This is a genomic window from Emticicia sp. C21, assembly GCF_003418935.1.
GTDB lineage: Bacteria > Bacteroidota > Bacteroidia > Cytophagales > Spirosomataceae > Emticicia.
In genome coordinates this window covers 1,106,080-1,131,997 of the sequence record NZ_QVMT01000001.1, presented here as the reverse complement: position 1 = coordinate 1,131,997, position 25,918 = coordinate 1,106,080, and the positions used below count along the sequence as shown (strand labels likewise).

Here is a 25,918-nt window from a genome sequence, read left to right as displayed (position 1 = left end):
TTCGCTTCGACCTATGGCAAAGAAAACGACTTCTACCAAGAAACAAGAAGAACCTCAAGAAGAAAACAGCCCCAGTTTCAAAAACGTAGAGTCATTCAGTTTATTTACTGATTTTGACATTAATCTTTTCAAGGCCGGTAAGCACTATCGCCTCTATGAGAAAATGGGCTCACACGTGCTTGAATACCAGGGTGTCATAGGTACTTACTTTGCCGTTTGGGCGCCCAATGCCCGCTATGTGGCAGTAATTGGTGGCTTTAATGGCTGGACTCGTGGCGCTCATCCACTGAACTCCCGTTGGGATGGCTCGGGTATCTGGGAAGGCTGGATTCCGAATATAGGTAATGGTGAAGTCTATAAATATTTTATTTCGTCCAATATTGGCGAAGACCTGGAAAAAGGCGACCCTTATGCCTTACATTGGGAGCATCCGCCTAAAACGGCTTCCGTCGTATGGGATAACTGGTACGAGTGGAAAGACCAGGAATGGATGCAGACCCGCCGTCAGAAAAATGCGCTAAACGCGCCAATTTCTGTATATGAATTACATGTGGGCTCGTGGCAACGCGACCCGGGCGACCCAGAACGAAGACTAACCTATCGGGAAATTGCCAATACTTTGGTGCCTTATATCAAAGAAATGGGCTTTACGCACGTAGAGTTTATGCCCGTAATGCAACACCCTTACGAACCATCATGGGGTTATCAGATTACAGGCTATTTTGCTACAAGTAGCCGTTTCGGCACACCGCAGGATTTCATGTATCTCGTTGAACAACTTCATATCAATGGTATCGGCGTAATACTTGACTGGGTTCCTTCACATTATCCAAATGATGCACATGGTATTTATCGTTTCGATGGTACGGCCCTTTATGAGCACGAAGACCCACGTCAGGGTTATCACCCCGACTGGAAAAGTTATATCTTCAACTACGGGCGCTACGAAGTGCGTTCATTTCTGATAAGTAATGCGCTTTTCTGGCTAGATAGATTCCATGCTGATGGTTTGCGCGTTGATGCTGTAGCCTCTATGCTTTATCGGGATTACTCTCGCAATGCCGGAGAATGGGTACCGAATATATTTGGTGGAAGGGAGAATCTTGAAGTAATCTCGCTTTTCAAGGAATTAAATGAAGAAATATACAGAAGTTTCCCAGATACACAGACCATTGCTGAAGAGTCAACGGCATTCCCTGGCGTTTCAAGACCGGTTTATACAGGTGGTTTAGGCTTTGGCATGAAATGGATGATGGGTTGGATGAATGATACCCTACGCTATTTTGCCAAAGACCCTATGTACAGAAAATGGCATCAGAACGACATCACTTTCAGCACAGTGTATGGATTCTCTGAAAACTTTATGCTGCCACTCTCGCACGACGAAGTGGTGTATGGTAAAGGTTCATTGATTGAAAAAATGCCTGGCGACCAGTGGCGAAAGTTTGCCAACCTCCGTTTGTTATTTACTTACATGTTTACTCACCCGGGCACTAAGCTATTGTTTATGGGAGGTGAATTTGCCCAATATGCCGAGTGGAATTTTGAGAAGAGTCTCGACTGGCATTTATTGGAAAATCAGCCAAATAAGGGGGTTAACGAGTTGATGAAAGACCTGAATAAACTCTATCGTAGCGAAGCATCATTATTTGATAAACAATTCTCACCCGATGGTTTTGAATGGATTGATACCAGCGACCGCGAAAATGCCGTAATTGTATATGCCCGAAAAGGTTTCAATGAAAAAGATACCACAGTAATCGTATTGAACTTTACTCCGCTGCCTCGCTCACCCTATAGAATTGGTGTACCGGCAGAAGGTACTTACGAAGAAATCTTCAATAGCGATAACCAGAAATACTGGGGAACAGGCGTGGTAAATGGTGACTTAAAAACCGACAAAACACCATTACATGGAAAAGATAATTCAATTGAAGTCTCATTGCCACCATTGGGAGGGGTAGTGTTCAGATTGAAAAAATAAAACGAAAGGCTCTGATTTTTCAGAGCCTTTTCACTATTCTAAAATCCGAAGAATTTTCGGTGCCTGACCAGAGAGGCCACCACAATCAATCGTTATCCTGTTAAGAATTAATGAGTCATTTTAAAGTGCCAAGCCGGTGGTTGAGCGCAGCCGAAGCTCGTGCTAAGGAAACAGTCGGTCAAGTGCCCCGGGGCTTCGGCCGCGCGGCGACCGCTCCGCTCAGCCGCCGAATAATGAATGCTTTCTTTCCATGGTACACCTAATTCAAAGAAGGATCCCTTGGAATCTTTGGCATTGTAGAATTAGAAGTAAAAATCAATGTCAGAATAACCGTACCTAAAACAATCAACAGCGTCAGTTCAAACTGGTTATCAGACGTTGACCCCAGTACAATTTTCTGCGAAGTTTTATTCAGTTTTGCTCCCTCTGTAATCTGGATATTTGACAGATGATTCAGTGTGTTCAAGACCCCATAGAAAGCCTCATCTAATATCTGCTTAGCACTTTGGGCATTACTGAAATCAGACTCATAGATATGCTTTTGCTCTAAAGCCAGGCCACTGTCAATCTTCCGCTTGAAATCTTTAAACAAAACCTCTTCGGTAGGCGTCAATTTAGTTTTTTCATAAGAGCCTATTAAAGACTGAATGGCATTATTATGAACCTTTATCTTATCCTTAATCTGATTGAGGTCTTCTTTGGTATTACAATCATCCACCAAAAGTTTTTTTCTGGATAAATGATTCGACATCTCATAAATATAACTTTCAGCCAGCAGGCGGTCTTCATATACCGCCGAAAAGCTATCCCCTAATTCATTAAAATGTCTTTTATCAGAGACATTCTTGATAAATAAAAAAACAAAAATAACGGTGAGTGCCATAGCGGCTTTCATCTTCTGCTCGATACTATATGCCCATTTCATGATGAATTACAAAAATTGATTTAATACAAATATAAGTAAAAATAACTATATTTTATTAACGTTTTCTCTGACTAAAAGATGCCAGAAAAGGCTGCTATATTTCTACAGCAGCCTTTTTGAATGTATTATTAATATCAGAATTTACCATTCTGGTTTTTCCAATGTTCTTTGGCCGGAATCGCCTCTATCACATCCCAATGTTCAGCGATTTTGCCATTTTCTACTCTGAATAAATCATAAAAGGCATTATGTATACCACCCAGATGTCCCTCACTCACTACTAGTACAAAGTTACCCTCTCCTAATACCTGATGGATGGTATCATATTTCATGGTAATACCTTGTGCTGCCCATTCGCCAATGGCTTTGCCAAGCCCTGAAAGTTGGTCTGGAATCAGAGGGTTATGTTGAATATAGTTATCGCCATCGAAATAAGAGGCCAGTTTCCCCATGCTGCCATTTACCAGAATATCATCTACAAAACTGCGTACAAAGCTCTTGTTTCCCTTTGTTTTATCAAGATCGGTTAAAGCACTTGAGCCATCAATCATACTATGCCCGCTAGGATTTGTAGAAGCAGGAGTTTCCTGTAAATTATCCCAATGTTCCACGATTTTCCCATCCTCAAAACGGAAAATATCGAATCCGATTTTTGGGCCGAAGAAATTATATTCGGTATGCGCAAATACAAAATCACCATCTTCAAAAGCGCGAACCGTATTCACTTTGGCTGAACCCTGCGGCAATTGTTGCAATAACTGACCAAAGCCCGCCAAACCATCAGCTACCCCTAAATTATGCTGAATATATTTTTCGGCATTGATATAAGCCACAGGTTCAGTAGCACCTGTTTCGATTGATTTCAGTAAATCAACTACTTTTTGTTTGTTTGAGAGTCCCATATTTTGTCATTGATTAATGATGCAAAATTGGTGCTTAAACAGATGTGCATAAAGGTAGCTTTGGGCCTTTAAATGATACTTTTGGGCAGAGGGCTATGCAAATATCCTCTCCCTGAACTCCACAGGAGTCACTTTCTGGTGCTTGCGGAAATATTTAATGAAGTTGGTGGGTTCATCAAAACCTAAAGAGAAACCTATCTCTTTAATACTTTCTGTTGTATGCGTCAACAATCGTTTGGCTTCCAGCAATACCCGTTCGTCAATCATCTCCTTTGGGGATTTACCTAATACTTTAGAAGTCGCCTGATTCAAACGCTTTTCAGTAATACTGATTTGCGAAGCGTACTGGCTTACCTGCCTATTGGTTTTAAACTGGTTTTCGAGCAGGTCTTTGAAAAGCAGTACATAATCTAAATCAGCACCCTTCTTGATTTCGATGAAATTCTGTTTTCTTCTTTCCCTTTCAGCCAATAAAAGAAAGTTGTGCAGGTAATTCTGTAAAATTTCAGCCTGATAATTATCTTTTGTCTGTTGCCATTCCCTTTCTATCAAGGCAAAGATTTCAGTTAATGAACTACCAGAAGTGATTTCTATATGAGAAACCGAAAACAGGTCATTGAATAGAACTGTACTCCGCAGAAACTTTAGATCATCAGCTGACTGGCAAAAGAAATCATCCGTAAACAGAATAGCTTTGCCATCTATGGCCTCAGTATTGTCAAATATTTGAACCGTGTCCTTGTTAAGAAAAAGAACAGAATTATGCTTTACTGAAACGGGGTTGAAATCAACTAAGTGCGTGAGATTACAATGTTGAAACCAAAGGATATGATAAAAATTAGCGCGGTGTGGCGTAGTAAGGCTGCCTTTAGCTTTGATATAGAGTTCTTTCAAAGACACTATCTCAAAGCCCATCGGCAACCCTTCTTTAAAGGTGTATTTCTTTATATCTGTTACCACAAAACGTGTTTTACTTTTGCTTGCTATTATGCTTTTTAACTAAATCCAGAGTATGCTGCATAGTCTTGTTACTTTCCCAAGATAAATGCCCTGGAATCACGTATTTAGGCGCAGGGTATTTCTTAATAGCCCGAGCCAAAGATTTTTCCCATTCTACCGGATTAGCATCAGATAAATTACCAACATCGGTGCTTTCGGTACTTTTTACAAAACAGCCCCCATATAAAATCTTGTCTTTATCGAACGAAACCATAATATTGTCAGGCGCATGACCTTCTCCCGGATAATAGGTTTTAAAGATATACTCACCTACTTTAAAGGTGGTATCTTTCATGAAATGAAATTCAGCTTCCTGTTCCTTAAACTTCTTGCAAAGCTCCCATGTCTTTACGCTGGAATAAGTTTTGATTCCTTTTGCTTTCAGGATATTCAATCCCGCTGTACGGTCGGCATGAAAGTGGGTCGAGATACTCATCACTACTTTCTTGTGATGTCGTGTTTCTATGCTATCCAACAGTGGTAGCATCTGGCTTTCGTCCCAGGGCGTATCAATCATCACTACCCCATCTTTAGTCACAACATACATACTATTGGCCGGATAAAGCGTGCCTTTGAAATCGCTGTACGTGATGTAGATATAGAAATTTCCGGTCAGGTGTTTAATTTCCAATCTTTTGGTTTGGCTCCATGATGGGATGCTAAAGAGTAATGCGATGATTAGGATTAATGATTTGATGGTGGTCATTGATGGTGATTATAGAATATAGAAAATTGAATTATAATTTGTCTTTTCCAAAATACCCTTCCGGTGTTTCTCCGGTAAAAATCTTGAAATCATGGATAAAATGTGCCTGATCGAAATATCCTGCCTCGTAGCCTAATTCAGTTAAGGATTTTTCAAGATTGTAATCTTTCAATAAGGCATTGAATCGAACGATAGAAGCGAATTTCTTAGGTGATGCACCTACAATCTTTCTGAATCGTTTTTCAAGCGGACTTTTACTTGTATACAATTGCCTGGCCAGGTCGCTGATTCTGATATTACCTTTGGCTAACTGAATCTGCTGAATAGCTGACTGCACCAAAGCATCAGTCTGAATCGGTTGCAGGCGTGCCATCAGAAATTGCTCAATGATACCAATACGTTCGTGATGGTTTTCTGCTTCTGATAATCGCTCTTCAATCTTATTTAGCAAAGATTTTTCAACAAAGTTTTCCAGAGAAACACTCTCACCAAAAAGCTCATTCATAGGCTCTCTGAAAAAATAAGCTGCTCCGGTTTCATTAAAGAACACCAGCACAGTACCAATATTTTTTGAGTTCTGAAATACCCTGAATTTATCCTGTAAACCTGTGATACCTGCCGTATTTAAAGGTTTAATAGAGGTGTCTTCAATAGTAACCAATCGTCCGCGGTACTGAAAGCCCATCACCAGCGAAGTGCCGGGCAAAACCTTATATTCCGTTTCATGAGTGACCTCAGAAATAGCCAGCAAACTGATATAAGGTTTCAGTATGTCGTTCGGAATAAAAGTCGTTAAACCCATCACAGAATCTTATTCGGCGTCGTCAATAGTTTCACCAAAGAAAGTTTTAAATCTATTAATTGATTTCTCCATAGTTGCGTTCTCCTGCGCATTAAACGTATAAAAAGGAGCAATTTCTACATTGATTTCCTTGTTTTTAACTGTTCGCTGCCAGGCTCCTACAATCGTTCCATTGATAATTACCATTCGGTTGAAAGGAAATATGGGTCTTTCTCCACTTGTAGCAACCTTGTGCTTCGGTAACAAAATAGCATCACGGTTTTTGTAGGCAATGCCATATTCGTCATAATCAGGCATCAGGAAAGAATGATTAGGATGCTCTAGTTCTTTTATATTGCCTGGCGCAAAAATATACTCCTCTCTATCAACTTTGATATTTACAAAGTACGGAGGGAGGTTTGCAATACCAATTTTAGCATCTTTGATAGTTAAGCCTGACCACCAGACAAAATCCTGTATTGTAGCAGGGCCTCTGCTTGTAAAGTATCGCAATACCAATTGACTCAACGCCTCTTCTTGGGTAAATACGGGGGTAGGAGGTACACGCTCATCAATCAAAGCATAAGTAAATTGCTTCCCTTGGCGAGGCCCACTACAGATGATTCCGTCCAGTTCGGCCTGCATCATAATACAACTTAAACCAACTGTATCAGTCACAATACCTGCTTGCTGAAATTCTGTATTCAGGACCGCACGAGTAAGAGACTTGCCACCCTCCAGATTTTTGACCATGATATCATTGCACTTGTTAAATACTGCCGCATCCAACCCATTTTTTCGATACTGATAGGCATTAAATGCATGTACTCTTGGGGCAGTTAAGGCAAGTAACCATCTGATATCAGCCGGGTGTACGAAATGCCAGGTTGGGCGCAACACATGCGTGCGCAGAATCCTGCCCTCATTAATGGCTTGTTCAACATCGGCTTCTTTCACCCCTTTAAGTCTCAGCCCTATGGCCCATTTCGACATGGCGTATTCCTGTGCCTGTACTGCTACTAAACACGAAACTATTTCTTCGGGCTTGGTAAATTTTGTCTCGGTGATTTGTTGGTTATAAAGCCTGTGTGCAATGATTTCGTTGTTGGTCATTTTGTTTTTCAATCTTTATAATTATATCCAATAGATGGTTTGATTAGCATCATTGCTGTCTTCATTCAAAAAGGTTCCCACCAGATTGGTAACCTTTTCCAGTGACGTTTGAGTGTTGCTACTCTGATTTTTCTGGTAATCATCATTTAGATGGTTTGATTAGCATCATTGCTGTCTTTATTCAAAAAGGTTCCTACCAGATTGGTAACCTTTTCCAGTTACGTTTGAGTGTTGCTACTCTGATTTTTCTGGTAATCATCATTTAGATGGTTTGATTAGCATCATTACTGTCCTCGTTTAAAAAGGTTCCCACCAGATTGGTAACCTTTTCAGGTTCCGTTTGAGTGTCGCTATTCTGATTTTTCTGGTAATCATCATTGTCCTCATTCAAAAAGGTTCCCACCAGACTGGTAACCTTTTCCAGTTACGTTTTAGAGGTTAGTAATTTCCCAGCCTCTGAATAGTTCTTGTGAAAATTTTTATCCCCGCCTGGGTGTCCAGAATCGGGGTATCCGACTGTGCATACATCTTCTAAATTTCCGATTTTGGATTGTGTTTTCAAAGTGTTCGGGGAGGTTTTTGGTAAAATCAAACTATTGCGCCTCACCCAGTGCGACTGTCACCTCGCTACAGCCACATTGTTTTGTTGCTATTTAAAAAATGTATTGTTTAAAACGGGCTAAAACGACCATTTTTTAAGGGAAGGATGAACCCTGAACAACTTCGATATTATCCAACTGATTATATTCAAACCATCGTTTGATTCGTAAATTGATGAATCTTTTCAGATAAACTTCATTGATAAAAGTATTTGACCAATTATTAAATCGCTGGCATTGTACACCCAGATAAAAAAGATAAATACATTCACCCAACATAGGTAAAATACGTCTTTCTTCAGCCGTAAGCAGTGTAATAGACTCATAGCCTTTCAGAAAACTTTCGGCCTTTTGTTTGTATTCATTTTCGTCAGTTTCAACACTATAAATCTGCATAATATAATAGGCCGCATCATAACACAACCAGCCATTCCCACAGAAATCAAAGTCAAAAAGCGTAATGTCTTTTTCGTCTGCAATGTTCAGATTATCAAACCAGATGTCCAGGTGTATCACGCCTTTTCTTACCTGTGTCTCATCTATTTTCTTTAATTGTTCCAACAGATGCTCTTGCGCGTATCTGATAAATTCTACTTCTGGGGTATCATCAGGCAAAAAACCAAAGAAGTGCTGAAGTGATTCGAGTAAGACTTTTTTGGGCGTATAAGTCACTCGATCTATATGTAGATTATGCGTAATCTGATGAAACCTTGCCATAATCTCACCGATTTTCTCGTGTAAGGTAGGCGATAAATTAAGCACCTTTTCGCCTTTGGCATACGAAAACATCACCCCAAATCTTTCACCCTCCGGTGCATTCAATGTCTGTATATAATCGCCATTTACATCAGCAATAGGGTAAGAGACATGCATTTGATTTTCATTCAGAAGATTCAATAGCCTGATTTCTTCTGAAATCTCCTGTCTGCTTCGCCAATTGAGGCTATAAACCCTGAAAACAGACTTCTGCTCATTATCAGTAACCAGATATGCATGATTGATTCCGGTTTTCAATAACTGGCAGGTGGTATTCGTACTTAGGTTATATTTTTTTTGTAAAAATAAAGCCAGATGCTTTTCTGAAAGTGTGGAGGTAATGACTGGAAAATGATTCATTGATAGTAGAATGGTTTATAAAGGTGGATAATGTTTAATGTTTTTTTCTATAAGTCAGCTTGCCTTTGCAACAAATAGTTAATCCGGATCCGGTTGTATTGTTGTAGAAAGATAGGATAAAGGTTATAGATAATATTAGCCACTCCAATGAAAACCACCCAGCCAACCAGCCCACGCATAATTGCATAAACCATAATACACATAAAAAATACAAAGACCACATAATGAAACTTCTCCTGCATATAAGACTTACCAATCAGTTTCTTAATGGCCTGTTTGTTGTCTGCATATTTATATTGTGGGTGCTGGCTTTTGATGAAGCGATTCACCAAATCGCCATTCTGTGTGTATTTCTTTATAAACCGAATGCCTATTTTCGTGTAAGCATTTGAAGATTGACTTAGCTGAATTTTGTTCAGTAAAGAGGTAGGTAGGAAAATAACTAAGCAACTAATACCCGAAAAGATGTATAAAAGCCTTAGCGGCAGATACTGATAGCAGAAATACACCACAGGCGCAAAAGCCAGTATTGTCCAGAAGAAATTAATCAATTGGTTGTATAAAATGGCTGTCTGTTGGATTCTTTTATGCCGGGCATTCATCAGGTTGTTGGTTAAACAAACGAAAAACCCATTCGGTAGGAACGGGTTTTTCTATATGATCTTCGGATACTATTATCCAAAGGCTATGTGTCGATTAAAAATCGTAACCAAGTGAAATGTATAGCTTAGGCTTGTTTACTTCTTTATCTTCAAGTCCCCAGGCATAGTCGGCTTTCACAAAATAACCCAGAATAGTTGTTCTCATACCGACACCATAACCCACCAGAAATGGGTTTTTGAAGTTGGTCACCGTTGCTCTGAAAGGGTTATCACCCCCACCAATTACCTCTGTATTTAAGCTATTCTGACGGTTGAATGGCCCTTTATTGCCATACCAGGCAGTGCCAATATCGCTGAACCCTACAAATTGCATATTACGTAAGAAATTAGACGTAAGCGAGCCTTTAGAGAAATACTGTGCCAATGGCAGGCGTAATTCAAAGTTGGTTAGTAAGTGACTGGTACCGAATAGTTTCGCAAAGTTGAAACCTCTTAAGTTTCCGGCATAATCATAGAACAATACATCACGCAAATCACGTGGTACACCTGTGCCTTGTCCGTTAGGTGTTTCAACCGAGCGGTTGATGGTGTTTTCCATACCACCCAGGAATGTTACTTTTGGGGCATTACCCAACGAGCGGCTATACGATAAACGGGCAGCAAAAATAAAGCTGCGTAGGATTCTCTGATAATGACGGGCATCAATCACCAAACGGCTGAAATTCTCGTTGCTTGTATTGAGGCTATACGAGCGTTCCAGACGAGCTTTAGCGCGGGTACCTGTTACCACTTTGCTGAATAGCGGAACAGTATTATCGAATACAATTTCAGCTTTATAACCTACATAATTAGAAGAAAGATTCTTGCGACCTAATTCAACCAGATCAACATCGGTAGTTGTCATGAAGAAAGGAGAAATCCCTGCGCGCAGGTTGCGGCTTAAAGGATAATTGGCATAAGCCGAAAACTTGTTATAATACAAGCGTCTGTCGATAGCAATAATTGCGCTAGATGGTGTAGTAATACCCAACGGGCGGAATAAATACAAACTACGATAATCCAGTTCGCCTAACGAAATCGAGCGGCGCATGATGCCTAAACCCCAGTCAACACGCTTGGTATTGTTGTTATATTCTAAGAAAATATCGTGATTTCTGAGTACAGGAGTAATGAAAAGTCCTAATTTAATATTATGATTCTCCAGTAAATCGTTCAGCACCAGGGTGTTTTTCATACCCATCCGGCGCACAGGATCCATCAAAAAGTCAGACTTCACATCGTTGGCAATCATGATATTTTCATATGCAAACGGCCCTTTGATTTTCAGTGTTTCTTTGTAGCGACCCAGCTTAGGTGTCGATTTATCTGTATTATCAACCTTGTTCTTCGCTGTTTCATTAGCCAGAGACTTGATGATATTCTCGGCATCAAATTCATAATTATCAGTATCAACCTCACCCTTTTGTAATACCAGTTTCTCTTTAGGCTTCGATAAGTCTATTTTAGGTGAAACAATGGTTTTCTCTTTTGGTTCATCATTTTTTTCATTTACATTGGCATAAGCACCCGTGAGATAAAACTCTTTCCACTCTCTCATGAAACGATTGTAAGAGATACCCAACGTACTGGTAATACTCGATTCTTCTGTACGGATAATCCGGGTCAGATTCAGAATATTAGAAATATTATCTTTGCCATAGCGCATCGCAATATAATTCCAGATAGATTGCCCTATCAATTCAGCATCTTTTCCCTCCAGGTGCGAAATCTTTTTATCTTTGTTTTTCATCACCGCCACTTTCAAACGGTCAAGCACGGCAGGGTCTTCGCTGTTTTCTGAGATATAAGCAGAGATACCGGCCATATACCATTCAGGTACTGTCAATAGAAGTGAGCTCTGCAACACTTCTTTCAACGAACCACCATAGAGCATATCATACACAAACAAGCGGGATATTTGTCTGATTAATTCTTTTCTGAAAGTTTCCTCATTACCTGTATACGCAATCTGTACGCGCGACTTGGCTAAGTTCAGAATACTACCATCCAGGTCAATAGGGGCAGTAAGACCAATATTACTTTGTTCCAGGTCTTTTTTTGAGTTATACAGGAAGATTTTCATGGTTGTGAAAGGCGTATAACCCAACAACTCGGTGATTCGGTCATACTCACTTTCTGAGAGTTTTGCAGCACTTTGGGCGATTTTATCGCCTCCACGGTAATAATTAAACTCAAAATTATTACTTCTGATCGTAAGCCATTCAAATCTTTTTTCCTGAATACGGTTTTTACCAAACTCTTCCTGTGTTGATGAAAAATAACTTTGGGCAAAAGCAGTTTGTATTCCTATGAAAATAAGAGCATTAAGGGTAATGAAGCGCAGCGCGCATCGACGATAAGTAGAGATTTTTTTCATAGCTCTCTGTATAATCCCGCTCCTTCGTTCGGGTCTCTCAACTAAATATCCTGGATTAAGGGGTTTCTTATAACGAATATAACGAATAAAAACGCTGAATGTTAGAATCTGGTATTAAATCTTTATTTTTTTCTAAAAGATTTAACATTTGCTCCGCAAAGTAGGGAGCCAGCGATACACCCTTTGTGCCTAATCCGTTGAATACATAGACGTTGGAATGTACAGGATGGTTGCCCAGGAATGGGCGGCGGTCTTTTGTAGTTGGTCGGATACCCGCCTGTTGGCCAATAATTTGATAAGAAGTTTTAAGGAATTTGTCGATTTTACCGGTAATGGCTTCTTCACCTTCAGGAGTAGTGTGCCAGTTCAACTGATTCCAGACATAAGTGGAACCGAATCTATATTGCTGATTTCCCAGAGGAATAATCCATGAGCCCTGATTGACGATTTCTTTGATGGAATAGTCTGCCATGCTGGCAATCAATGTTTCACCCTTGGCAGGATTAAACGGCAACCACTTGAAGTAGGGGTTTTGCGAAGCATAATATCCCTCGCAGAAAATAATTTTTGGCGCCTGAAAGTTTTTATAGGAAATCTGTTCCTCTGAAATTTCTAATGCCTGATAATCAAATTTCTCAGCCTGATATGCACCCGATTGTATGAACAATTGTTTCAGCCCCTCAAGCATCAAAGGTACATCTACCCATCCGGCAGAGGAAGTGTAAAGTCCTCCTAGAGGATTTTCAACCTCGGTATAGATGTTAGGCTTTACGAGAGAAATATATTGATCCAAATCATATTCATCGGTCAATTGCAGAAAATGCCTGCGTTGTTGCTCATTAGCATAAGGACGGAAGAGATTGGTTTCGTGGTAGAACCGGCTATAGGTTTCTTTTTCGAGAGAAAGATAAAAATCCTTGAAATAAGGAAAAATAGTATCCGCCAGCCAGGTTTTATCCAGATTTTTTCCGGTAATAGGGTTAAAAATCCCTCCGGCAACGGCCGAAGAAGTAGGAATAGATTCATCATTCAGTATCAATACACGCCTGTCGGCTTTCAATAGTTGATAGCCCAGTAAAGACCCTGCAATGCCTTGACCTACGATGATATAATCAAACTGTCTCATACTCCTCACTGACCGCTTTTTTGCAACTTCCTGCTAAACGCCTCATCGGCCAGAAGACAAACCACATCTACCTGTTCATCAAGAGTCATGTAGGATGTATCTACCTCAATGGCATCATCCGCTTTTCTTAGTGGACTTTCCTTGCGGGTAGTATCTATTAAATCTCTTTTTCTGATGTTTTCAATAATCTCTTCCAGGTCTACTAAATCACCTCTTTCGGCTAATTCTATTTGTCGGCGATTCGCCCGGATGATGGGGTCGGCAGTCATGAAAATCTTCAATTCAGCATCCGGGAACACTACCGTTCCGATGTCCCGGCCATCCATCACAACTCCTTTCTTTCTGCCCATCCGGCGTTGTTGCGCTACCATCGCATGCCGTACGGCAGCAATAGCGCTTACTTCGCTTACCTGATTGGCAATATATAATTTTCTGATTTCGTCTTCTACATTCAAGCCATTTAAGCAGGTTTCATTTCTACCATCACCCGGATTACGGCGAAACTCAATATGAATGTTTTCGAGGGCTTTTTCTACTTCTTTTTCGTTGGTGAGTGTTACATGGTGTTCAAGAAAATAGAGTGTTACCGAGCGGTACATGGCACCTGTATCGATATAACTGTAGCCTAATTTCTTTGCCACTCTTTTGGCTGTTGTACTTTTACCACAACTCGAATAGCCATCAACGGCAATAGTAATTTTCTGCATTCAATGGGATTTTTTTACAAAGAAAAATCTAATTTGCGAGAGTAACAATTCGGGTAGAGAGTTTTGAAGATTTTTCATTTGAATCTTTGAATTATTCAAAAAATCAGGCCCTTAATTCTTAGTTTATGAAATCAGTAGGTATTTTTATTTTTGATGACGTTGAAGTGCTCGACTTTGCCGGGCCATTTGAAATCTTTGGTGTAGCCGGAAAACAAGGCGGACAAGCAGGATATTTCAATGTGTTTACAGTGGCTGAAAAGCCAAAAATTGCCGCCCGTAATAATCTGATTATTGAAGCTACGTATACTTTCGATAATTGCCCGACACCCGATATATTACTGATTCCGGGTGGGGGAGGGCACAAACCTGATGGCACACCCTTTGGCACCAGAAGAGAAATGCATAACCAGAAATTACTTGATTGGGTAAAAGCCATGAACGAAAAAGTGGAGTTACTACTCTCTGTGTGTACAGGGTCGCTAGTGCTGGCCAAAGCAGGATTGTTAGAAGGCTTATCTGCCACTACGCATTTTAAAGCAGTAGAGCAAATGCGCGAAGTAGCACCAAACACAACCCTATTTCCCGAAGAACGCTGGGTTGATAATGGACGGATTATCCTCTCAGCAGGTGTTTCGGCCGGGATTGATATGTCTTTGTATATATTGTCTAAATTGTTGGGGAGAGAAGTGTCTAATGAAACAGCCAAGTACATTCAGTATGATTATTGGAGGATTTAAAGCTTTATATTTGCTACTAAATACAGAAATTACATTAAAAACCAGCAACTAATTCTAATGCAAGGATACATCTTCCGAAAGGCTACAATAGACGACATTGAAAAACTTAAACTAATCGGACTCAACTCTTTTGGGAATTTTAAAGACCAGTTAACTGAGGATAATTGGGAAAAACTGAAAAATTACCTGACTGGTGAAAATACTTATCCTGAATTGCTCAACCAATCAACGTGTTTTGTATGTGAGCATGCCAATGAGGTTATTGGAATGGCCTTTCTTTTTTCCAGAGGCAATCCAACTGACATTTTTCAGGAAGACTGGTCTTATCTGAGAATGGTTGGGGTTAATGCAGCCTATGCCGGAAAAGGTCTGGGTAGACGCTTGATTGAAGTATGCATTGATCATGCCAGAACCACAGGTGAGAAAACCATTGCTTTGCATACGTCCGAATTTATGGATGCAGCCCGCCATTTGTATGAAGACATGGGCTTCAATCAGGTTAGAGAACTGCCATCCAGACTTGGGAAAAAGTACTGGCTTTATCGGCTTGAATTATGATTTCAGGGCTGTTTATCGCCACGAATCATTTTAATTAATCCCTGATTGTATATATTCATAAACCCCCTCAAAATCTTCCGCATTAAACCATCGAAAATCATCCTGATTTTTAAACCAGGTCATTTGTCTTTTGGCATACCTCCTCGAATTGCGCTTCAATAATTCTACCATCGTGGGGTAATCATAAGCGCCATCCAGAAAATCAAAGACTTCTTTGTAGCCCACAGTCTGTAAGGCATTATGGTTTCTGTAACTCGTTAACCCTTTTACTTCCTCCATCAAACCATTGTTCAACATTATATCCATCCGGCGGTTAATCCGGTCGTATAGTTCTTCCCGTGGACGTTCTATGCCAACTTTAATGAAATCGAAATTCCGCTCGATTTTGGATTTTTTATGAAATTGAGAGAATGGCCTTCCTGTGCTTAAACATACTTCTAAGGCCCTTACCACTCTTTGGGAGTTTTGCAAATCAGCAGTAGCGGCATACTCAGGGTCTAATTGTTTGAGTTCTTCCGCTAGTACTGTTACACCTTCGGTTTCGAGTCTTTGCATCAGGTTTTCTCGCAAAGCCAGGGGTGCTTCGGGCATATCATCTAAGCCATCCGTAATGGCTTTCACAAACAAGCCGGAACCTCCCGTCATAATCACCACATCTTTTCGCTTGAATAGATCCTCTTCCAATAGCCTGATAACATCTCTTTCAAAATCTCCCGCACTGTAATACGAGTCAATGCTATGCGAATCAATAAAATGATGGGTAACGCCATCCATTTCTTGTATAGTAGGTTTGGCTGTTCCAATACTTAATTCTTTATAAAACTGTCTTGAATCAGCCGATATAATTTCAGTATCTAAATTATGAGCCAATCTGATAGATAAGTCGGTTTTGCCAACAGCCGTCGGGCCAACTAATAGTATTAAATATTTATCTGGTGTTTGTTTCAAGTTTGTTTAAAATAACTTTTTCGTTACAAAAGTATTGAAAATTATCTATTCTTCAGATTAGCATATACTCTAATATGCCTTATGTTATTTTGTTTTCATCGTCTCGGGTTGTTACTTTTTTGCAGCCCAAAAAAGTAACAACCCGGGACTATGAAAAGATAAAATAATTTAAGGAATAGCAAGTTTGAAACTCTGGAACTGAGATGCTTTTTTTGCAGCCCAAAAAGTAACATCAGTGGACTAAGCAAAACAAAAGAATATAAAGAGCACCAATTAGCGTAAATTTTCTATATTTGATTAAGAAACATCTTTCAATTTTTACGTCTCAATAAAAACCGAACACTTTGCAAAACATGGACTTTCTGTTTTTTATTTCAGCTTTGGGTGTAGGCGGAATAGCCGCCTGGCAGGTTTTTAATTGGATTTATGGCAAGAAAATACGTGATAACCGTGAGCAACTACGCCGTGAATCTACTTTACTGCTCGAACGTATAGAGAAAGTGTTTAAGGTGGTAGTGGCAGAGGGTTATTTCACTGAAATCTACGACCATAATAGTAAAAAAGACTTCTGGGGCTTATTTCAGATTAATAAGAAAGCTTTGGTGGTTTCGAGGGCAAAAGTTTCGGTTGGATTTGATTTTGGAAAAATGAAAGTGATGAGAGATGAAACGACACGAAAACTGATAATAGAAGATTTTCCACAAGCAGAAGTGCTATCAATTGATACAGATTATAAGTTCTATGACATAGACCAGGGCTGGTTGAATAAATTCAGTCATGAAGATTATACCAATATTCTGAATGAAGCCAAAAAACTAATGCAGGAAAAAGCCCTGGAGAGCGATTTGCCTAAAGTAGCCAACCGACAGGTAGGCTTGATGATGAACCAGTTAGCTGCGTCAGTTAATTGGGAAATAGACTACAAACAACTAAAAACCAACAATAAAAAAGAATTGTCTGAATTCACTGAATTTCAGGAGATCAATAATGCAGAATAATCTCTAAAATTTAGTTTTCACAAACTTTGGGTTTAATTTATTGGCTAATCTCTTTTCTTCATAAGCCAGTACTGCGTGCCGCATGAGTTTTTCACCTTTTATTTCTTTTACTATTGAAATTACTTCCATGGTCATTGCTCCTAAAAGTAGTAAATCAGGCAATATTGGCGTATAAATAGGTATAATATAAAGCGAAAAAAGAGGGATTTTTGAAAGGTAGAATATTTTCCGGCCCTGTTTAAATTTATCATTTCCTTTACCAAAATCCTGGTAGGTTTCATAATCATATCTACTCATGATTTCCTCCATTCTATTACGCCCCACCCGCATGCCATTTGAAGTATAGGTACGCCATAAAATCCATCTTCTTACTCTTAATTTGGGCGCATCCTTTACAGCAGGAACTTCTATAATTACAACCTCTTTCTCCTTCTTAATAGTTTGCGATTTTTCTTCAACAGGCTTAGAAACTGGAACCGACTTTATTTCAGGCTGTTTATTGGTAGTTTTTTTATGCTTATCTTCAAACTCCCGATTGATGATGTATTCAAGACCAGTCCGCCAGATGATTTTGTGCAAGTCTGACACAGGCATCTCCTGTAGTTTTTTATCTGTATCTGCTTCGAGATAGTAGATAACTTTTTGTTTGTCGATACTGTTGATTTTTGCTTTGAGCGTATCTTGCTTAAGGGTAAGAATTCGGTCTTGCGCCGACAATTCAATAGCGCACAGCAGGCACAGCCAGAAAGTAGTTTTCTTCATAAAATTTTAGTCGCCAGTGAGGTAGTGAAAAATGGCTGATTTGTAAATCAGCGAATAATTATTTTGAAATACATATTCATTAAAGTTACTTATCGGTCAACATTAAATATCAAACTGAAGACAGAGGTTTGTAAGAGATAAGTAAATTTTCAGGGAATAAACATATCATGTGATTGAGATGATGGTATTAGTGATGGATTTAAAGTATAGGTAGTACGCCTGAACTCATATTCTTTAATCGCCTCTTCCATCAGTCTGACTGAATACCAGATTGAAAAACTACTTAAAGAGCCAACAGATAGAGTTGCTAATCCTATAGTATCTGTTCCGGATGTAGGAGAGGAAGCCAGCCAAAAGGCAAAAACTACTGTAGAGGCAGCCATAAATATCTGACCTTTCCCCAATAAATTATTGCCTTTTTTGAATACCTGAAAACATTCATAATCATACCCACGAAGTATTCTTTCTACTTTCTGCCGCTTTACTTTTTTCCCATTCACTCTAAAGATTATCCAGGCTATATTATTATCCATCGTAATTTCAGGTGCTTCATCCGAAGGGGTATTTGCCAAAGCCTCTTTCTTTTTTTCAACTATCTTGGTTTTTTGTTCAGCAGGTTCAATGTTTGAAACTGATTTTACTTCAGGTCTAGTAGAGGACTGTTTTTTATGCTTATCCTCAATTTCCTGATTAATGATATATTCCAGACCAGTCCGCCAGATGATTTTGTGAAGGTCAGTTACAGGAATTTCCTGCAATTTTTTCTCTTTATCTGCTTCCAGATAATAAACAATTTTTTGTTTGTCGACACTGCTTACTTTTACTCTGAGAGTATCTTGCTTAAGGGTAAGAATGCGGTCTTGCGCCGCTAATTGAATAGTGCACAATAGGCACAGCCAGAAAGTAGTTTTCTTCATAAATTTTAGTCGTCAGCGAGGTGGTAGTGTTTATTTAGTGAATGAGTGATTGTGTGAATGAGTGATTAAAAATTACGAATTAAAGAATTGTTTAAAGCGAATATTGTGCTTAAATTTAATAATCACTAAATCACTAAATCACTAAATCACTAAATCACTAAATGGTTATTTAAACGCCGGAATCCCGGTAATAGCATTTCCTAAAATCAACAAATGAATATCATGCGTGCCCTCATAGGTTACTACTGATTCGAGGTTCATCTGGTGGCGCATAATCGGGTATTCGCCTGTAATACCCATACCACCATGTATTTGTCTAGCTTCGCGGGCAATCTCAAGCGCCATTGCTACATTGTTGCGCTTTGCTAAAGAGATTTGTGCCGTGGTAGCTTTGCCCTGATTTTTCAGATTCCCTAATCGCCAGCAAACTAGTTGGGCCTTGGTGATTTCGGTCAGCATTTCTGCCAGTTTCTTTTGTGTCAACTGAAATGCCCCAATCGGTTTATCAAACTGGATTCGTTCCATCGCATATCTTCGGGCAGAATCGTAGCAATCCATCGCAGCTCCCAAAGCTCCCCAGGCAATGCCGTAGCGGGCATTATCAAGGCAAGACATCGGAGCTTTCAGCCCATCAGCATCGGGTAAAATATTTGCTTTAGGTACTCTTACATTATCAAAAACTAACTCACCTGTAATACTCGCTCTTAAAGACCATTTACCATGTATTTCGGGCGTACTGAATCCATCCATTCCACGCTCCACTATCAAACCTTTTACACGTCCTTGTTCATTCTTTGCCCACACTACGGCTACATCAGCTTTGGGTGAATTAGAAATCCACATTTTGGAACCATTCAGAATCACATGGTCACCGTCTTCTTTAAAATTGGTGGTCATACCACTCGGATTCGAACCAAAGTCAGGCTCTGTTAACCCAAAGCAACCTAAAAACTCTCCGCTTCCCAACTTCGGCAGAAATTTCATTTTTTGCTCTTCACTACCATATTTATAGATAGGAAACATGACCAACGAACCCTGAACGGATGCAGTTGAACGCATGCCCGAATCGCCCCTTTCAATCTCCTGCATCATCAATCCGTAGGAGATATAGTCTAGCCCTTGGCCGCCATATTCCAGTGGAATTGTTGGGCCAAAAACGCCAAGTTCTCCAAACTTCTTTACAATAAACTCAGGGAAAGTGCAGCGTTGCGCCGCATCTTCAATAATAGGAGAGATTTCCCGCTTCACAAAATCACGAACTGCCGAGCGAATCATCTTATGTTCTTCAGTCAGCAAATCGTCTATATCATAAAAATCAGGTGATTCAAATTCGTCTTTTTTGCTTGAGCGATGGAAAGTTTGTTCAGAAGCGGTCATGTCTGTACTCTAATTGGTTGATACCTCAAATGTAAACAATCTATTACTACTATACAATTTTGAAAATATGATGCTTGATAGGAAAAAAGATATTGCCACAATATACAACAGATACATAATGTAACACTATAAAACAATTGTGTAACATTGAGTACCTTGTGTACATTGTGGCAATAAAATCATACCAGAATGATGTACCAATCTATATATCCAACACAACCTGATTTTTCAGAATATCTTCCATCGTTTCGCGTTGGCGAATCAACTTCACTTCACCATTATAAATCAAGACTTCGGCCGGGCGGAAACGCGAATTATAGTTAGAAGCCATAGAAAATCCATAGGCTCCGGCATTCTTTATCACAATAATATCACCCTCATTTACTATCGGAATTGTACGGTCTTTACCCAAAGTGTCTGTCTCGCAGATATATCCTACAATATCATATTTCTCTTTCCCCTCACCATCCGGATCAGACCCATTGATGATCTCATGGTAAGCATCATACATCATCGGACGAATCAAATGATTCAGCCCAGAATCAACACCCACAAAATTACGACCCGGATTATGTTTCACCACATTGGCCCTTGTCAACAGATAACCGCACTCACTTACCAGAAATTTACCCGGCTCAAACCATAGTTGTACATCTTTACCATATTGCTCGCAAAACTCGTTGAAGACTTTTACTACGCCTTTGCCTAGTTTCTCCATATCAGTTACATGATCGTCTTCGCGATAAGCTACTTTAAATCCAGACCCTAAGTCTATAAATTCAAGATTTGGGAAGTATTTGAAAGCTAAGTCAAATAGCTTTTCAGCTGCATCAATAATCACATGGGCATTCTTGAAATCTGAACCTGTATGTTGATGCAGACCTACTACATTAAGACCGTATTTTTTTACGATTTCATGAATTTCATCAGCCTGTTCAATCGAAATACCAAACTTCGAATCTTTATGTCCGGTTGAGATTTTGATTGTACCCCCCTCCATGATATGCGGATTAATACGCAGGCAAATAGGCAACGAACTACCATAAATTTGCCCGAATTTCTCTAATAATGGTAGCGAGTCAAGGTTCATTCTTAAACCTAATGTTACAGCCTCCTGCACCTCCGAGAAGGCTACACCGCTTGGTGTATATTGAATCTGATGTGGCTCATATCCTGCCAGAATAGCCAGATGAGCTTCCTGTGTCGAAACCACGTCAATATCTACCCCATTCTTTCGCATGAGTTTCATGATATTAATATTTGTAAGGGCTTTGCAGGCATATTTTAATTTGAGATTACTACCTGCAAATGCCTTGCGCATTTTGCCGATTTGTTCCTCAATTTTATTGCCGTCATACACATACAAAGGTGTTCCGAACTGATTGGCTAAAGACTCAACTGTAAAATTCTGAATAGAAAACATAGCATTTGCTGTGAAACAGCGGTTTGAGAATGAAAAATGTGTAAAACCCCACTCCCTAAGTCCCTCCCTATTGTTGGGTAGGGTTGGAGTAGGGTTGAATGTCTGTCAACCTATTACAAAGAAACACAGAGACCAAAAAATCTCTGTGTTTCTCGAAATACTTAAATATTTTATTCCGATTAAAACGGCAAATCATCCTTGCTGTCTTCAGCTGAAATCAAAAACTCAGGGGCTGTGGTTTTATTAGTTGCTGGAGCACTATTTTGTTGGCCAGCCGCTGCATAATATGGTTCTACAGGAGCACTGCCGCCACCTTCTTCTACTTTCCAGGCGCGTACATCGGTGTACCAACGTCCGTTAAACTCGCGGCTTTCAATATCGAAAGATACAGTTACTTCTTTGCCTACAACCAGCACATTTTCACTTACCTTATCTCCCCATGCCGAGATACACACTTTTTTAGGGTATTGTCCATCGGTTTCAATAACAAAATCCTGTTTTTTCCAAACACCATTTTTACCCTGACCTGTTTGTAGAGGCAATAACTGTATAATTCTACCTGTGATTTCCATTTGATTAAAAATATTATATAATAAGGGCGCAAAGATACAAAGCAACAAGCAATAAATAAAACCTGAGTTTGTCAAAAACAGCGTAAATCAGAAAACAACCGTCAATATTGATTTATTAGAAGCAGCAAAACAGCCCAGACCGTTTTTGATATTGGTAGGTATTGGCACAGGTTCTACAAACGGATTGCCATCCTGTCTGTTATTAATTCGCACTGCCCTGTGATAATCGTAGTAGTTTTTGTCGGTATTCAGCACTTCGAGCGTGATAGTACTTTTTTCTCCGGCAAAATAGGCATTATATCTTTCTCCATTACTATAGGCTACATCCATACCCAATTGCACCATTCCAATAGGCGAAGAAATCACCTTACCGTCTCGACTCATGTCGGTCTGATAAATCTGTTGCCCATTGTCTTCATTCCAATACCCATAGTATTTAATGGTTCTGACAATGTAGTTTGGCGGATATTCACTGCTACCTCTATGCAAACGCATGGGCGTGGTCAATGTGGTTTTGGTGGTATAATAATTGGCTTGCCCGGCTATGTCTTTCCAGTCAAAATTGATTCTGAAAAGCTTGGTGAATATACCATTGATATTATCTGTAAGCGTATCGATTTTATAATTAGTGGCAATCGTGTTTTCTTTAGGTACGGTACAGGTCGCCTCCACTTTCCCAATGGGTGTTTCAACATTGAGCGTATAAGTTTCACCCGCTTCAATCGGAAATTGATGAGCATCAATTTTATAAAGCATTTCAGGTTTATAATAAGGAATCTCAACCGATTGCTTTTTGCTGTTTGACAGCACAACAATGGCATTTTCGACATTGCCACCTGCGTAGAAAATTGTGTCCTGCCCCACTACACTATAACTACCTTCATTGCCATTGATTACACCCAGCAAAGGAGTAGAAATTCCCACTTTTACTATAATAATACTATCTTGTGGGGATATATATGCGTGTACAACCACTTTTTCGGTCTCTTTCGGCAGCTTGCTTTCAGGAACTGTTGTAATCAGACTTTCGCATGAGGATAAACTTCCAATCAGACCTGCTAAAACCAATATTTGAATAATATATCTCATGACTGAATCAGAATTTAAAGTTGTAGGAAAAAGCCGGCACAATCGGGAATAAAGAATACTTCTTCAAGACATTTTTAGATTCAGTAGATGTCCCGGTTGTAGTAGTTTCTGAAACTATATCATAAAAGAAAGGATTTCTACGATTGTAGGCATTATAAAGGCTGAATTCCCAGGTGCGTTCGTGGCGTTTGAGTTTTTTATGAAACTGTATACCAAAATCCAGGCGATGATAAGCTTCGGCTCTGAAAGAGTTCTTCTCACCATATTCATTTACATTCTGGCTACTCCATTGCACTCTATCCACAAAAGTCGGATTTCTTCTTGAACTGTTAAACCTGTCTACATAAGCCTGATAGCTTGATATAGGCAATGTAAGGGCATTGCCAGTACCATAAACCCATGTACCCGAAAGCGTAATTCGAGGACTTAATTCATAAATACCCACCACAGAAATATCGTGTCGACGGTCATATTTTGGGAAGAATTTCTTTCCTGCATTAAGCTCAGCAAACTGCCATTGTGTCCACGAAAGTGTATAGCCTACCCAACCCGAAAAACGCCCTACTTTTCTTTGTAATAGTACCTCTCCACCATAAGACCAACCTTTTCCCGCCGTTACATTGTCTTCCCAACTTACTTCCTGTGCACCCAAGCCATCCAGATTCAGAAATGTTGAGCCTTCTTTATACGCCAATATATTATTCATTACTTTATAATAACCCTCTACGGTCAAGGTTAAATCCTGATTTGGGAAATCTTTGGCTAATCCTGCGGCTACCTGTTTTGAATTTTGAGGGGCTACTTTTTTAGTGGTAGGCACCCATAAATCAGTAGGTAGACCGATGCCCGTGTTTGAGAGCAGGTGTACAAACTGATTCATTTCGGCATAAGAAGCTTTGGCTGAAAGATTCTCTGCCAGTTTCAAAGCGGCAGAAAATCTTGGTTCGGGACGAACGTAATTGCGTTTTTGCGCCAGAAAATAACTCAACCGCAAACCCAGATTCATCTTGAATTTATCAGTCACTTTCCAGGTGTCTTCCCCATAAATGCCAGATTCCAAGACATCAATCGGATTGGCTTCGCGGTCTAAGTTTGCATCGCTGCTTTTCAAAACGATGGCTGACGGTATAAAACGATGGCGTGTAGCCGCTATCCCTATGCGAATAGAATGCCTGTGGTCGGGGAAATAATCAAAATCGCTTTTAATACCAATATCGTTGATTCTTGAATTGTATTTCAGCGTAAAATCTTCTGTAGATTGCACCTTATCTCTGAAAAAACTACCGATACCAAACTGGTAGCGACTCAGGATAAAAGAGGTATTGGCAAAGAGTTTCTCGTTAAACAGATGGTTCCAACGAGCTGTAGCAGTAATATTTCCCCAGTTAAGGTTCGATTCATTGCTTTCAGTACTGTTTTCTGATTCGACATAGAAACGATCTTGTCCGAAATAGCCACTCAGATAAACCTTATCTTTTCTGCCAAAATCATAATTCAGTTTGGCATTGAGGTCATAGAAATAATATCCTCCATTATCTCTGCTATCGCCAGTTGCTTGGGCTTTAATGAATGGTCGGGCAATCACATCAAGATACGTTCGTCGACCAGAAACCAGAAAGGAAGATTTACCTTTTTTGATAGGGCCTTCGAGGGTAAGCCTTGACGAAATAAGCCCTATGCCTCCCTCGCCATGTAGTTTTTCTTTATTACCCTCTTTCATATTGAGGTCTATCACCGACGATAACCGACCACCATAACGGGCCGGAAAACCTCCTTTGGTAAGTTCTACGCTTTTTAGGGCATCGCCGTTAAAAGTGGAAAAGAAACCAAAGAGGTGGTTGGCATTATAGACAATAGCATCATCCAGAATAATCAGGTTCTGGTCGGCACCACCACCTCGCACATAGATTCCTGATTGGCCTTCAGAGCCTTTCTGCACACCGGGCATCAATTGAAGCACTTTCAATACATCTTTTTCACCGAGAAAAGCCGGAATTTTTTTTATCTGATTGACCGGCAGGTCTATCGTACTCATTTGTACCGTTTCACTGACTTTATCCTCCTGTCTTTTGGCAGATACTACCACCTCCTGCAATTGCATAGCCGGCTCTAAATCAATATTGATTTCCTGATTTTTTTGTAAACTGATTCTTCGTTCAATGCGCTGATACCCCACAAAAGAATAAATAAGCGTGACAGAATCCTGTGCCGGAATAGTTAAAGAATAAAAACCATAAGTATTAGAAGTGGTGGCTATGGAGGAATTAGGCAGATAAACATTCACCCCGATTAATAATTCCTGACTGCCTTTTTCACGGATGTATCCACTTACAGTGAAGCGATTCTGCGCAAAAGTGGTAAGGGTGACAAAGAGGAAGAAAAAAGTAAATAATCTATTCATAAAAGCGCTTTCGCAAGTATTGACTCTTATGAATAACGTGCTTTGGGAGGGATTATTGAGTTTATGAATGATTATAGTATGTATGATAATCTATTCATAAATAAAATATTAAACCATTCTTTAGAGACGCAGGAACTGCGTCTCCAATGATCTATGCCAT

24 protein-coding genes are annotated in these 25,918 nt (G+C 39.8%); 4 read left to right on the top strand and 20 right to left on the bottom strand.

All coding sequences use genetic code 11. From position 1 onward, the window contains the following. The first annotated feature begins 13 nt into the window (after positions 1 to 13). Entirely contained in the window at positions 14 to 1,984 is a 1,971-nt protein-coding gene (gene glgB / locus D0T08_RS04540) for a 1,4-alpha-glucan branching protein GlgB (protein WP_116981380.1), read from the top strand. A 259-nt stretch (positions 1,985 to 2,243) separates the two neighbouring features. Here the strand turns inward: glgB and D0T08_RS04535 are convergent, their stop codons facing one another. From D0T08_RS04535 to cmk, 12 genes are all read right to left on the bottom strand, one after another. Beyond that, positions 2,244 to 2,909 (bottom strand): MCP four helix bundle domain-containing protein, encoded by a 666-nt coding sequence (locus tag D0T08_RS04535; RefSeq protein WP_116981379.1) that lies wholly within the window; start codon positions 2,907 to 2,909, stop codon positions 2,244 to 2,246. Between the two features lie 134 nt (positions 2,910 to 3,043). Further along, the gene (locus tag D0T08_RS04530; RefSeq protein WP_116981378.1) at positions 3,044 to 3,811 is read right to left on the bottom strand and encodes a nuclear transport factor 2 family protein; all 768 of its coding nucleotides are present in this window, start codon (positions 3,809 to 3,811) and stop codon (positions 3,044 to 3,046) included. Between the two features lie 93 nt (positions 3,812 to 3,904). After that, positions 3,905 to 4,771 (bottom strand): helix-turn-helix transcriptional regulator, encoded by an 867-nt coding sequence (locus tag D0T08_RS04525; protein ID WP_199538111.1) that lies wholly within the window; start codon positions 4,769 to 4,771, stop codon positions 3,905 to 3,907. A gap of 10 nt (positions 4,772 to 4,781) precedes the next feature. Beyond that, positions 4,782 to 5,516 (bottom strand): BlaB/IND/MUS family subclass B1 metallo-beta-lactamase, encoded by a 735-nt coding sequence (gene bla / locus D0T08_RS04520; RefSeq protein ID WP_116981376.1) that lies wholly within the window; start codon positions 5,514 to 5,516, stop codon positions 4,782 to 4,784. A gap of 31 nt (positions 5,517 to 5,547) precedes the next feature. Continuing rightward, the gene (locus D0T08_RS04515) at positions 5,548 to 6,318 is read right to left on the bottom strand and encodes a helix-turn-helix transcriptional regulator (RefSeq protein WP_116981375.1); all 771 of its coding nucleotides are present in this window, start codon (positions 6,316 to 6,318) and stop codon (positions 5,548 to 5,550) included. A gap of 9 nt (positions 6,319 to 6,327) precedes the next feature. Further along, on the bottom strand, positions 6,328 to 7,410 hold the full coding sequence (locus D0T08_RS04510; protein ID WP_116981374.1) for a winged helix DNA-binding domain-containing protein: 1,083 nt from the start codon (positions 7,408 to 7,410) through the stop codon (positions 6,328 to 6,330). A gap of 262 nt (positions 7,411 to 7,672) precedes the next feature. Continuing rightward, entirely contained in the window at positions 7,673 to 7,813 is a 141-nt protein-coding gene (locus D0T08_RS27525) for a hypothetical protein (RefSeq protein ID WP_158561192.1), read from the bottom strand. A gap of 292 nt (positions 7,814 to 8,105) precedes the next feature. Beyond that, a complete protein-coding gene (locus D0T08_RS04505) occupies positions 8,106 to 9,125 on the bottom strand; it encodes a phosphotransferase enzyme family protein (RefSeq protein WP_116981373.1) in 1,020 nt (339 codons plus the stop codon). A 47-nt stretch (positions 9,126 to 9,172) separates the two neighbouring features. Further along, positions 9,173 to 9,727, bottom strand: coding sequence for a hypothetical protein (locus tag D0T08_RS04500; RefSeq protein ID WP_116981372.1), 555 nt, complete (start codon positions 9,725 to 9,727; stop codon positions 9,173 to 9,175). Positions 9,728 to 9,821: 94 nt separating this feature from the next. Further along, complete coding sequence (locus tag D0T08_RS04495; protein ID WP_229238894.1) at positions 9,822 to 12,143, bottom strand: hypothetical protein; 2,322 nt, start codon at positions 12,141 to 12,143, stop codon at positions 9,822 to 9,824. A gap of 67 nt (positions 12,144 to 12,210) precedes the next feature. Then, entirely contained in the window at positions 12,211 to 13,269 is a 1,059-nt protein-coding gene (locus tag D0T08_RS04490; protein WP_116981371.1) for an FAD-binding oxidoreductase, read from the bottom strand. Between the two features lie 5 nt (positions 13,270 to 13,274). Next, on the bottom strand, positions 13,275 to 13,976 hold the full coding sequence (gene cmk / locus D0T08_RS04485) for a (d)CMP kinase (protein ID WP_116981370.1): 702 nt from the start codon (positions 13,974 to 13,976) through the stop codon (positions 13,275 to 13,277). A gap of 125 nt (positions 13,977 to 14,101) precedes the next feature. On the opposite strand from cmk, the gene D0T08_RS04480 reads away from it, so the two are divergent. Both D0T08_RS04480 and D0T08_RS04475 read left to right on the top strand, forming a co-directional pair. Beyond that, on the top strand, positions 14,102 to 14,713 hold the full coding sequence (locus tag D0T08_RS04480; protein WP_116981369.1) for a DJ-1/PfpI family protein: 612 nt from the start codon (positions 14,102 to 14,104) through the stop codon (positions 14,711 to 14,713). 57 nt (positions 14,714 to 14,770) lie between these two features. After that, on the top strand, positions 14,771 to 15,271 hold the full coding sequence (locus tag D0T08_RS04475) for a GNAT family N-acetyltransferase (protein ID WP_116981368.1): 501 nt from the start codon (positions 14,771 to 14,773) through the stop codon (positions 15,269 to 15,271). A 30-nt stretch (positions 15,272 to 15,301) separates the two neighbouring features. Here D0T08_RS04475 and miaA read toward each other — a convergent pair whose 3' ends face one another. Beyond that, positions 15,302 to 16,219, bottom strand: a complete 918-nt coding sequence (gene miaA / locus D0T08_RS04470; protein ID WP_116981367.1) for a tRNA (adenosine(37)-N6)-dimethylallyltransferase MiaA — start codon at positions 16,217 to 16,219, stop codon at positions 15,302 to 15,304. Between the two features lie 353 nt (positions 16,220 to 16,572). Between miaA and D0T08_RS04465 the strand changes: the two genes are divergently transcribed. Further along, positions 16,573 to 17,217 (top strand): DUF4230 domain-containing protein, encoded by a 645-nt coding sequence (locus tag D0T08_RS04465; protein ID WP_116981366.1) that lies wholly within the window; start codon positions 16,573 to 16,575, stop codon positions 17,215 to 17,217. Positions 17,218 to 17,220: 3 nt separating this feature from the next. On the opposite strand, the gene D0T08_RS04460 is transcribed toward D0T08_RS04465, so the two are convergent. The 7 genes from D0T08_RS04460 to D0T08_RS04430 all read right to left on the bottom strand — a co-directional run bounded on the left by D0T08_RS04460 (position 17,221) and on the right by D0T08_RS04430 (position 25,758). Next, positions 17,221 to 17,979, bottom strand: a complete 759-nt coding sequence (locus D0T08_RS04460; RefSeq protein WP_116981365.1) for a hypothetical protein — start codon at positions 17,977 to 17,979, stop codon at positions 17,221 to 17,223. Between the two features lie 149 nt (positions 17,980 to 18,128). After that, positions 18,129 to 18,896: a hypothetical protein gene (locus D0T08_RS04455; RefSeq protein WP_116981364.1), complete on the bottom strand. Its 768-nt coding sequence runs from the start codon at positions 18,894 to 18,896 to the stop codon at positions 18,129 to 18,131. A gap of 165 nt (positions 18,897 to 19,061) precedes the next feature. After that, positions 19,062 to 20,273: an acyl-CoA dehydrogenase family protein gene (locus D0T08_RS04450; RefSeq protein WP_116981363.1), complete on the bottom strand. Its 1,212-nt coding sequence runs from the start codon at positions 20,271 to 20,273 to the stop codon at positions 19,062 to 19,064. A 202-nt stretch (positions 20,274 to 20,475) separates the two neighbouring features. Then, positions 20,476 to 21,696: a diaminopimelate decarboxylase gene (lysA, locus tag D0T08_RS04445; RefSeq protein WP_116981362.1), complete on the bottom strand. Its 1,221-nt coding sequence runs from the start codon at positions 21,694 to 21,696 to the stop codon at positions 20,476 to 20,478. Between the two features lie 179 nt (positions 21,697 to 21,875). Further along, the gene (locus D0T08_RS04440) at positions 21,876 to 22,268 is read right to left on the bottom strand and encodes a DUF3127 domain-containing protein (RefSeq protein WP_116981361.1); all 393 of its coding nucleotides are present in this window, start codon (positions 22,266 to 22,268) and stop codon (positions 21,876 to 21,878) included. A gap of 87 nt (positions 22,269 to 22,355) precedes the next feature. Further along, entirely contained in the window at positions 22,356 to 23,357 is a 1,002-nt protein-coding gene (locus D0T08_RS04435) for a DUF4249 domain-containing protein (protein ID WP_116981360.1), read from the bottom strand. A gap of 7 nt (positions 23,358 to 23,364) precedes the next feature. Continuing rightward, positions 23,365 to 25,758: a TonB-dependent receptor gene (locus D0T08_RS04430; protein WP_116981359.1), complete on the bottom strand. Its 2,394-nt coding sequence runs from the start codon at positions 25,756 to 25,758 to the stop codon at positions 23,365 to 23,367. Between the last annotated feature and the right edge of the window lie 160 nt (positions 25,759 to 25,918).

Coding starts and splice junctions, on each gene's coding strand:
- glgB (WP_116981380.1), top strand. CDS start 14: ATGGCAAAGAAAACGACTTCTACCAAGAAACAAGAAGAACCTCAAGAA.
- D0T08_RS04535 (WP_116981379.1), bottom strand. CDS start 2,909: ATGAAATGGGCATATAGTATCGAGCAGAAGATGAAAGCCGCTATGGCA.
- D0T08_RS04530 (WP_116981378.1), bottom strand. CDS start 3,811: ATGGGACTCTCAAACAAACAAAAAGTAGTTGATTTACTGAAATCAATC.
- bla (WP_116981376.1), bottom strand. CDS start 5,516: ATGACCACCATCAAATCATTAATCCTAATCATCGCATTACTCTTTAGC.
- D0T08_RS04515 (WP_116981375.1), bottom strand. CDS start 6,318: ATGGGTTTAACGACTTTTATTCCGAACGACATACTGAAACCTTATATC.
- D0T08_RS04510 (WP_116981374.1), bottom strand. CDS start 7,410: ATGACCAACAACGAAATCATTGCACACAGGCTTTATAACCAACAAATC.
- D0T08_RS04505 (WP_116981373.1), bottom strand. CDS start 9,125: ATGAATCATTTTCCAGTCATTACCTCCACACTTTCAGAAAAGCATCTG.
- D0T08_RS04500 (WP_116981372.1), bottom strand. CDS start 9,727: ATGAATGCCCGGCATAAAAGAATCCAACAGACAGCCATTTTATACAAC.
- D0T08_RS04495 (WP_229238894.1), bottom strand. CDS start 12,143: ATGAAAAAAATCTCTACTTATCGTCGATGCGCGCTGCGCTTCATTACC.
- D0T08_RS04490 (WP_116981371.1), bottom strand. CDS start 13,269: ATGAGACAGTTTGATTATATCATCGTAGGTCAAGGCATTGCAGGGTCT.
- cmk (WP_116981370.1), bottom strand. CDS start 13,976: ATGCAGAAAATTACTATTGCCGTTGATGGCTATTCGAGTTGTGGTAAA.
- D0T08_RS04480 (WP_116981369.1), top strand. CDS start 14,102: ATGAAATCAGTAGGTATTTTTATTTTTGATGACGTTGAAGTGCTCGAC.
- D0T08_RS04475 (WP_116981368.1), top strand. CDS start 14,771: ATGCAAGGATACATCTTCCGAAAGGCTACAATAGACGACATTGAAAAA.
- D0T08_RS04465 (WP_116981366.1), top strand. CDS start 16,573: ATGGACTTTCTGTTTTTTATTTCAGCTTTGGGTGTAGGCGGAATAGCC.
- D0T08_RS04460 (WP_116981365.1), bottom strand. CDS start 17,979: ATGAAGAAAACTACTTTCTGGCTGTGCCTGCTGTGCGCTATTGAATTG.
- D0T08_RS04455 (WP_116981364.1), bottom strand. CDS start 18,896: ATGAAGAAAACTACTTTCTGGCTGTGCCTATTGTGCACTATTCAATTA.
- D0T08_RS04450 (WP_116981363.1), bottom strand. CDS start 20,273: ATGACCGCTTCTGAACAAACTTTCCATCGCTCAAGCAAAAAAGACGAA.
- lysA (WP_116981362.1), bottom strand. CDS start 21,696: ATGTTTTCTATTCAGAATTTTACAGTTGAGTCTTTAGCCAATCAGTTC.
- D0T08_RS04440 (WP_116981361.1), bottom strand. CDS start 22,268: ATGGAAATCACAGGTAGAATTATACAGTTATTGCCTCTACAAACAGGT.
- D0T08_RS04435 (WP_116981360.1), bottom strand. CDS start 23,357: ATGAGATATATTATTCAAATATTGGTTTTAGCAGGTCTGATTGGAAGT.
- D0T08_RS04430 (WP_116981359.1), bottom strand. CDS start 25,758: ATGAATAGATTATTTACTTTTTTCTTCCTCTTTGTCACCCTTACCACT.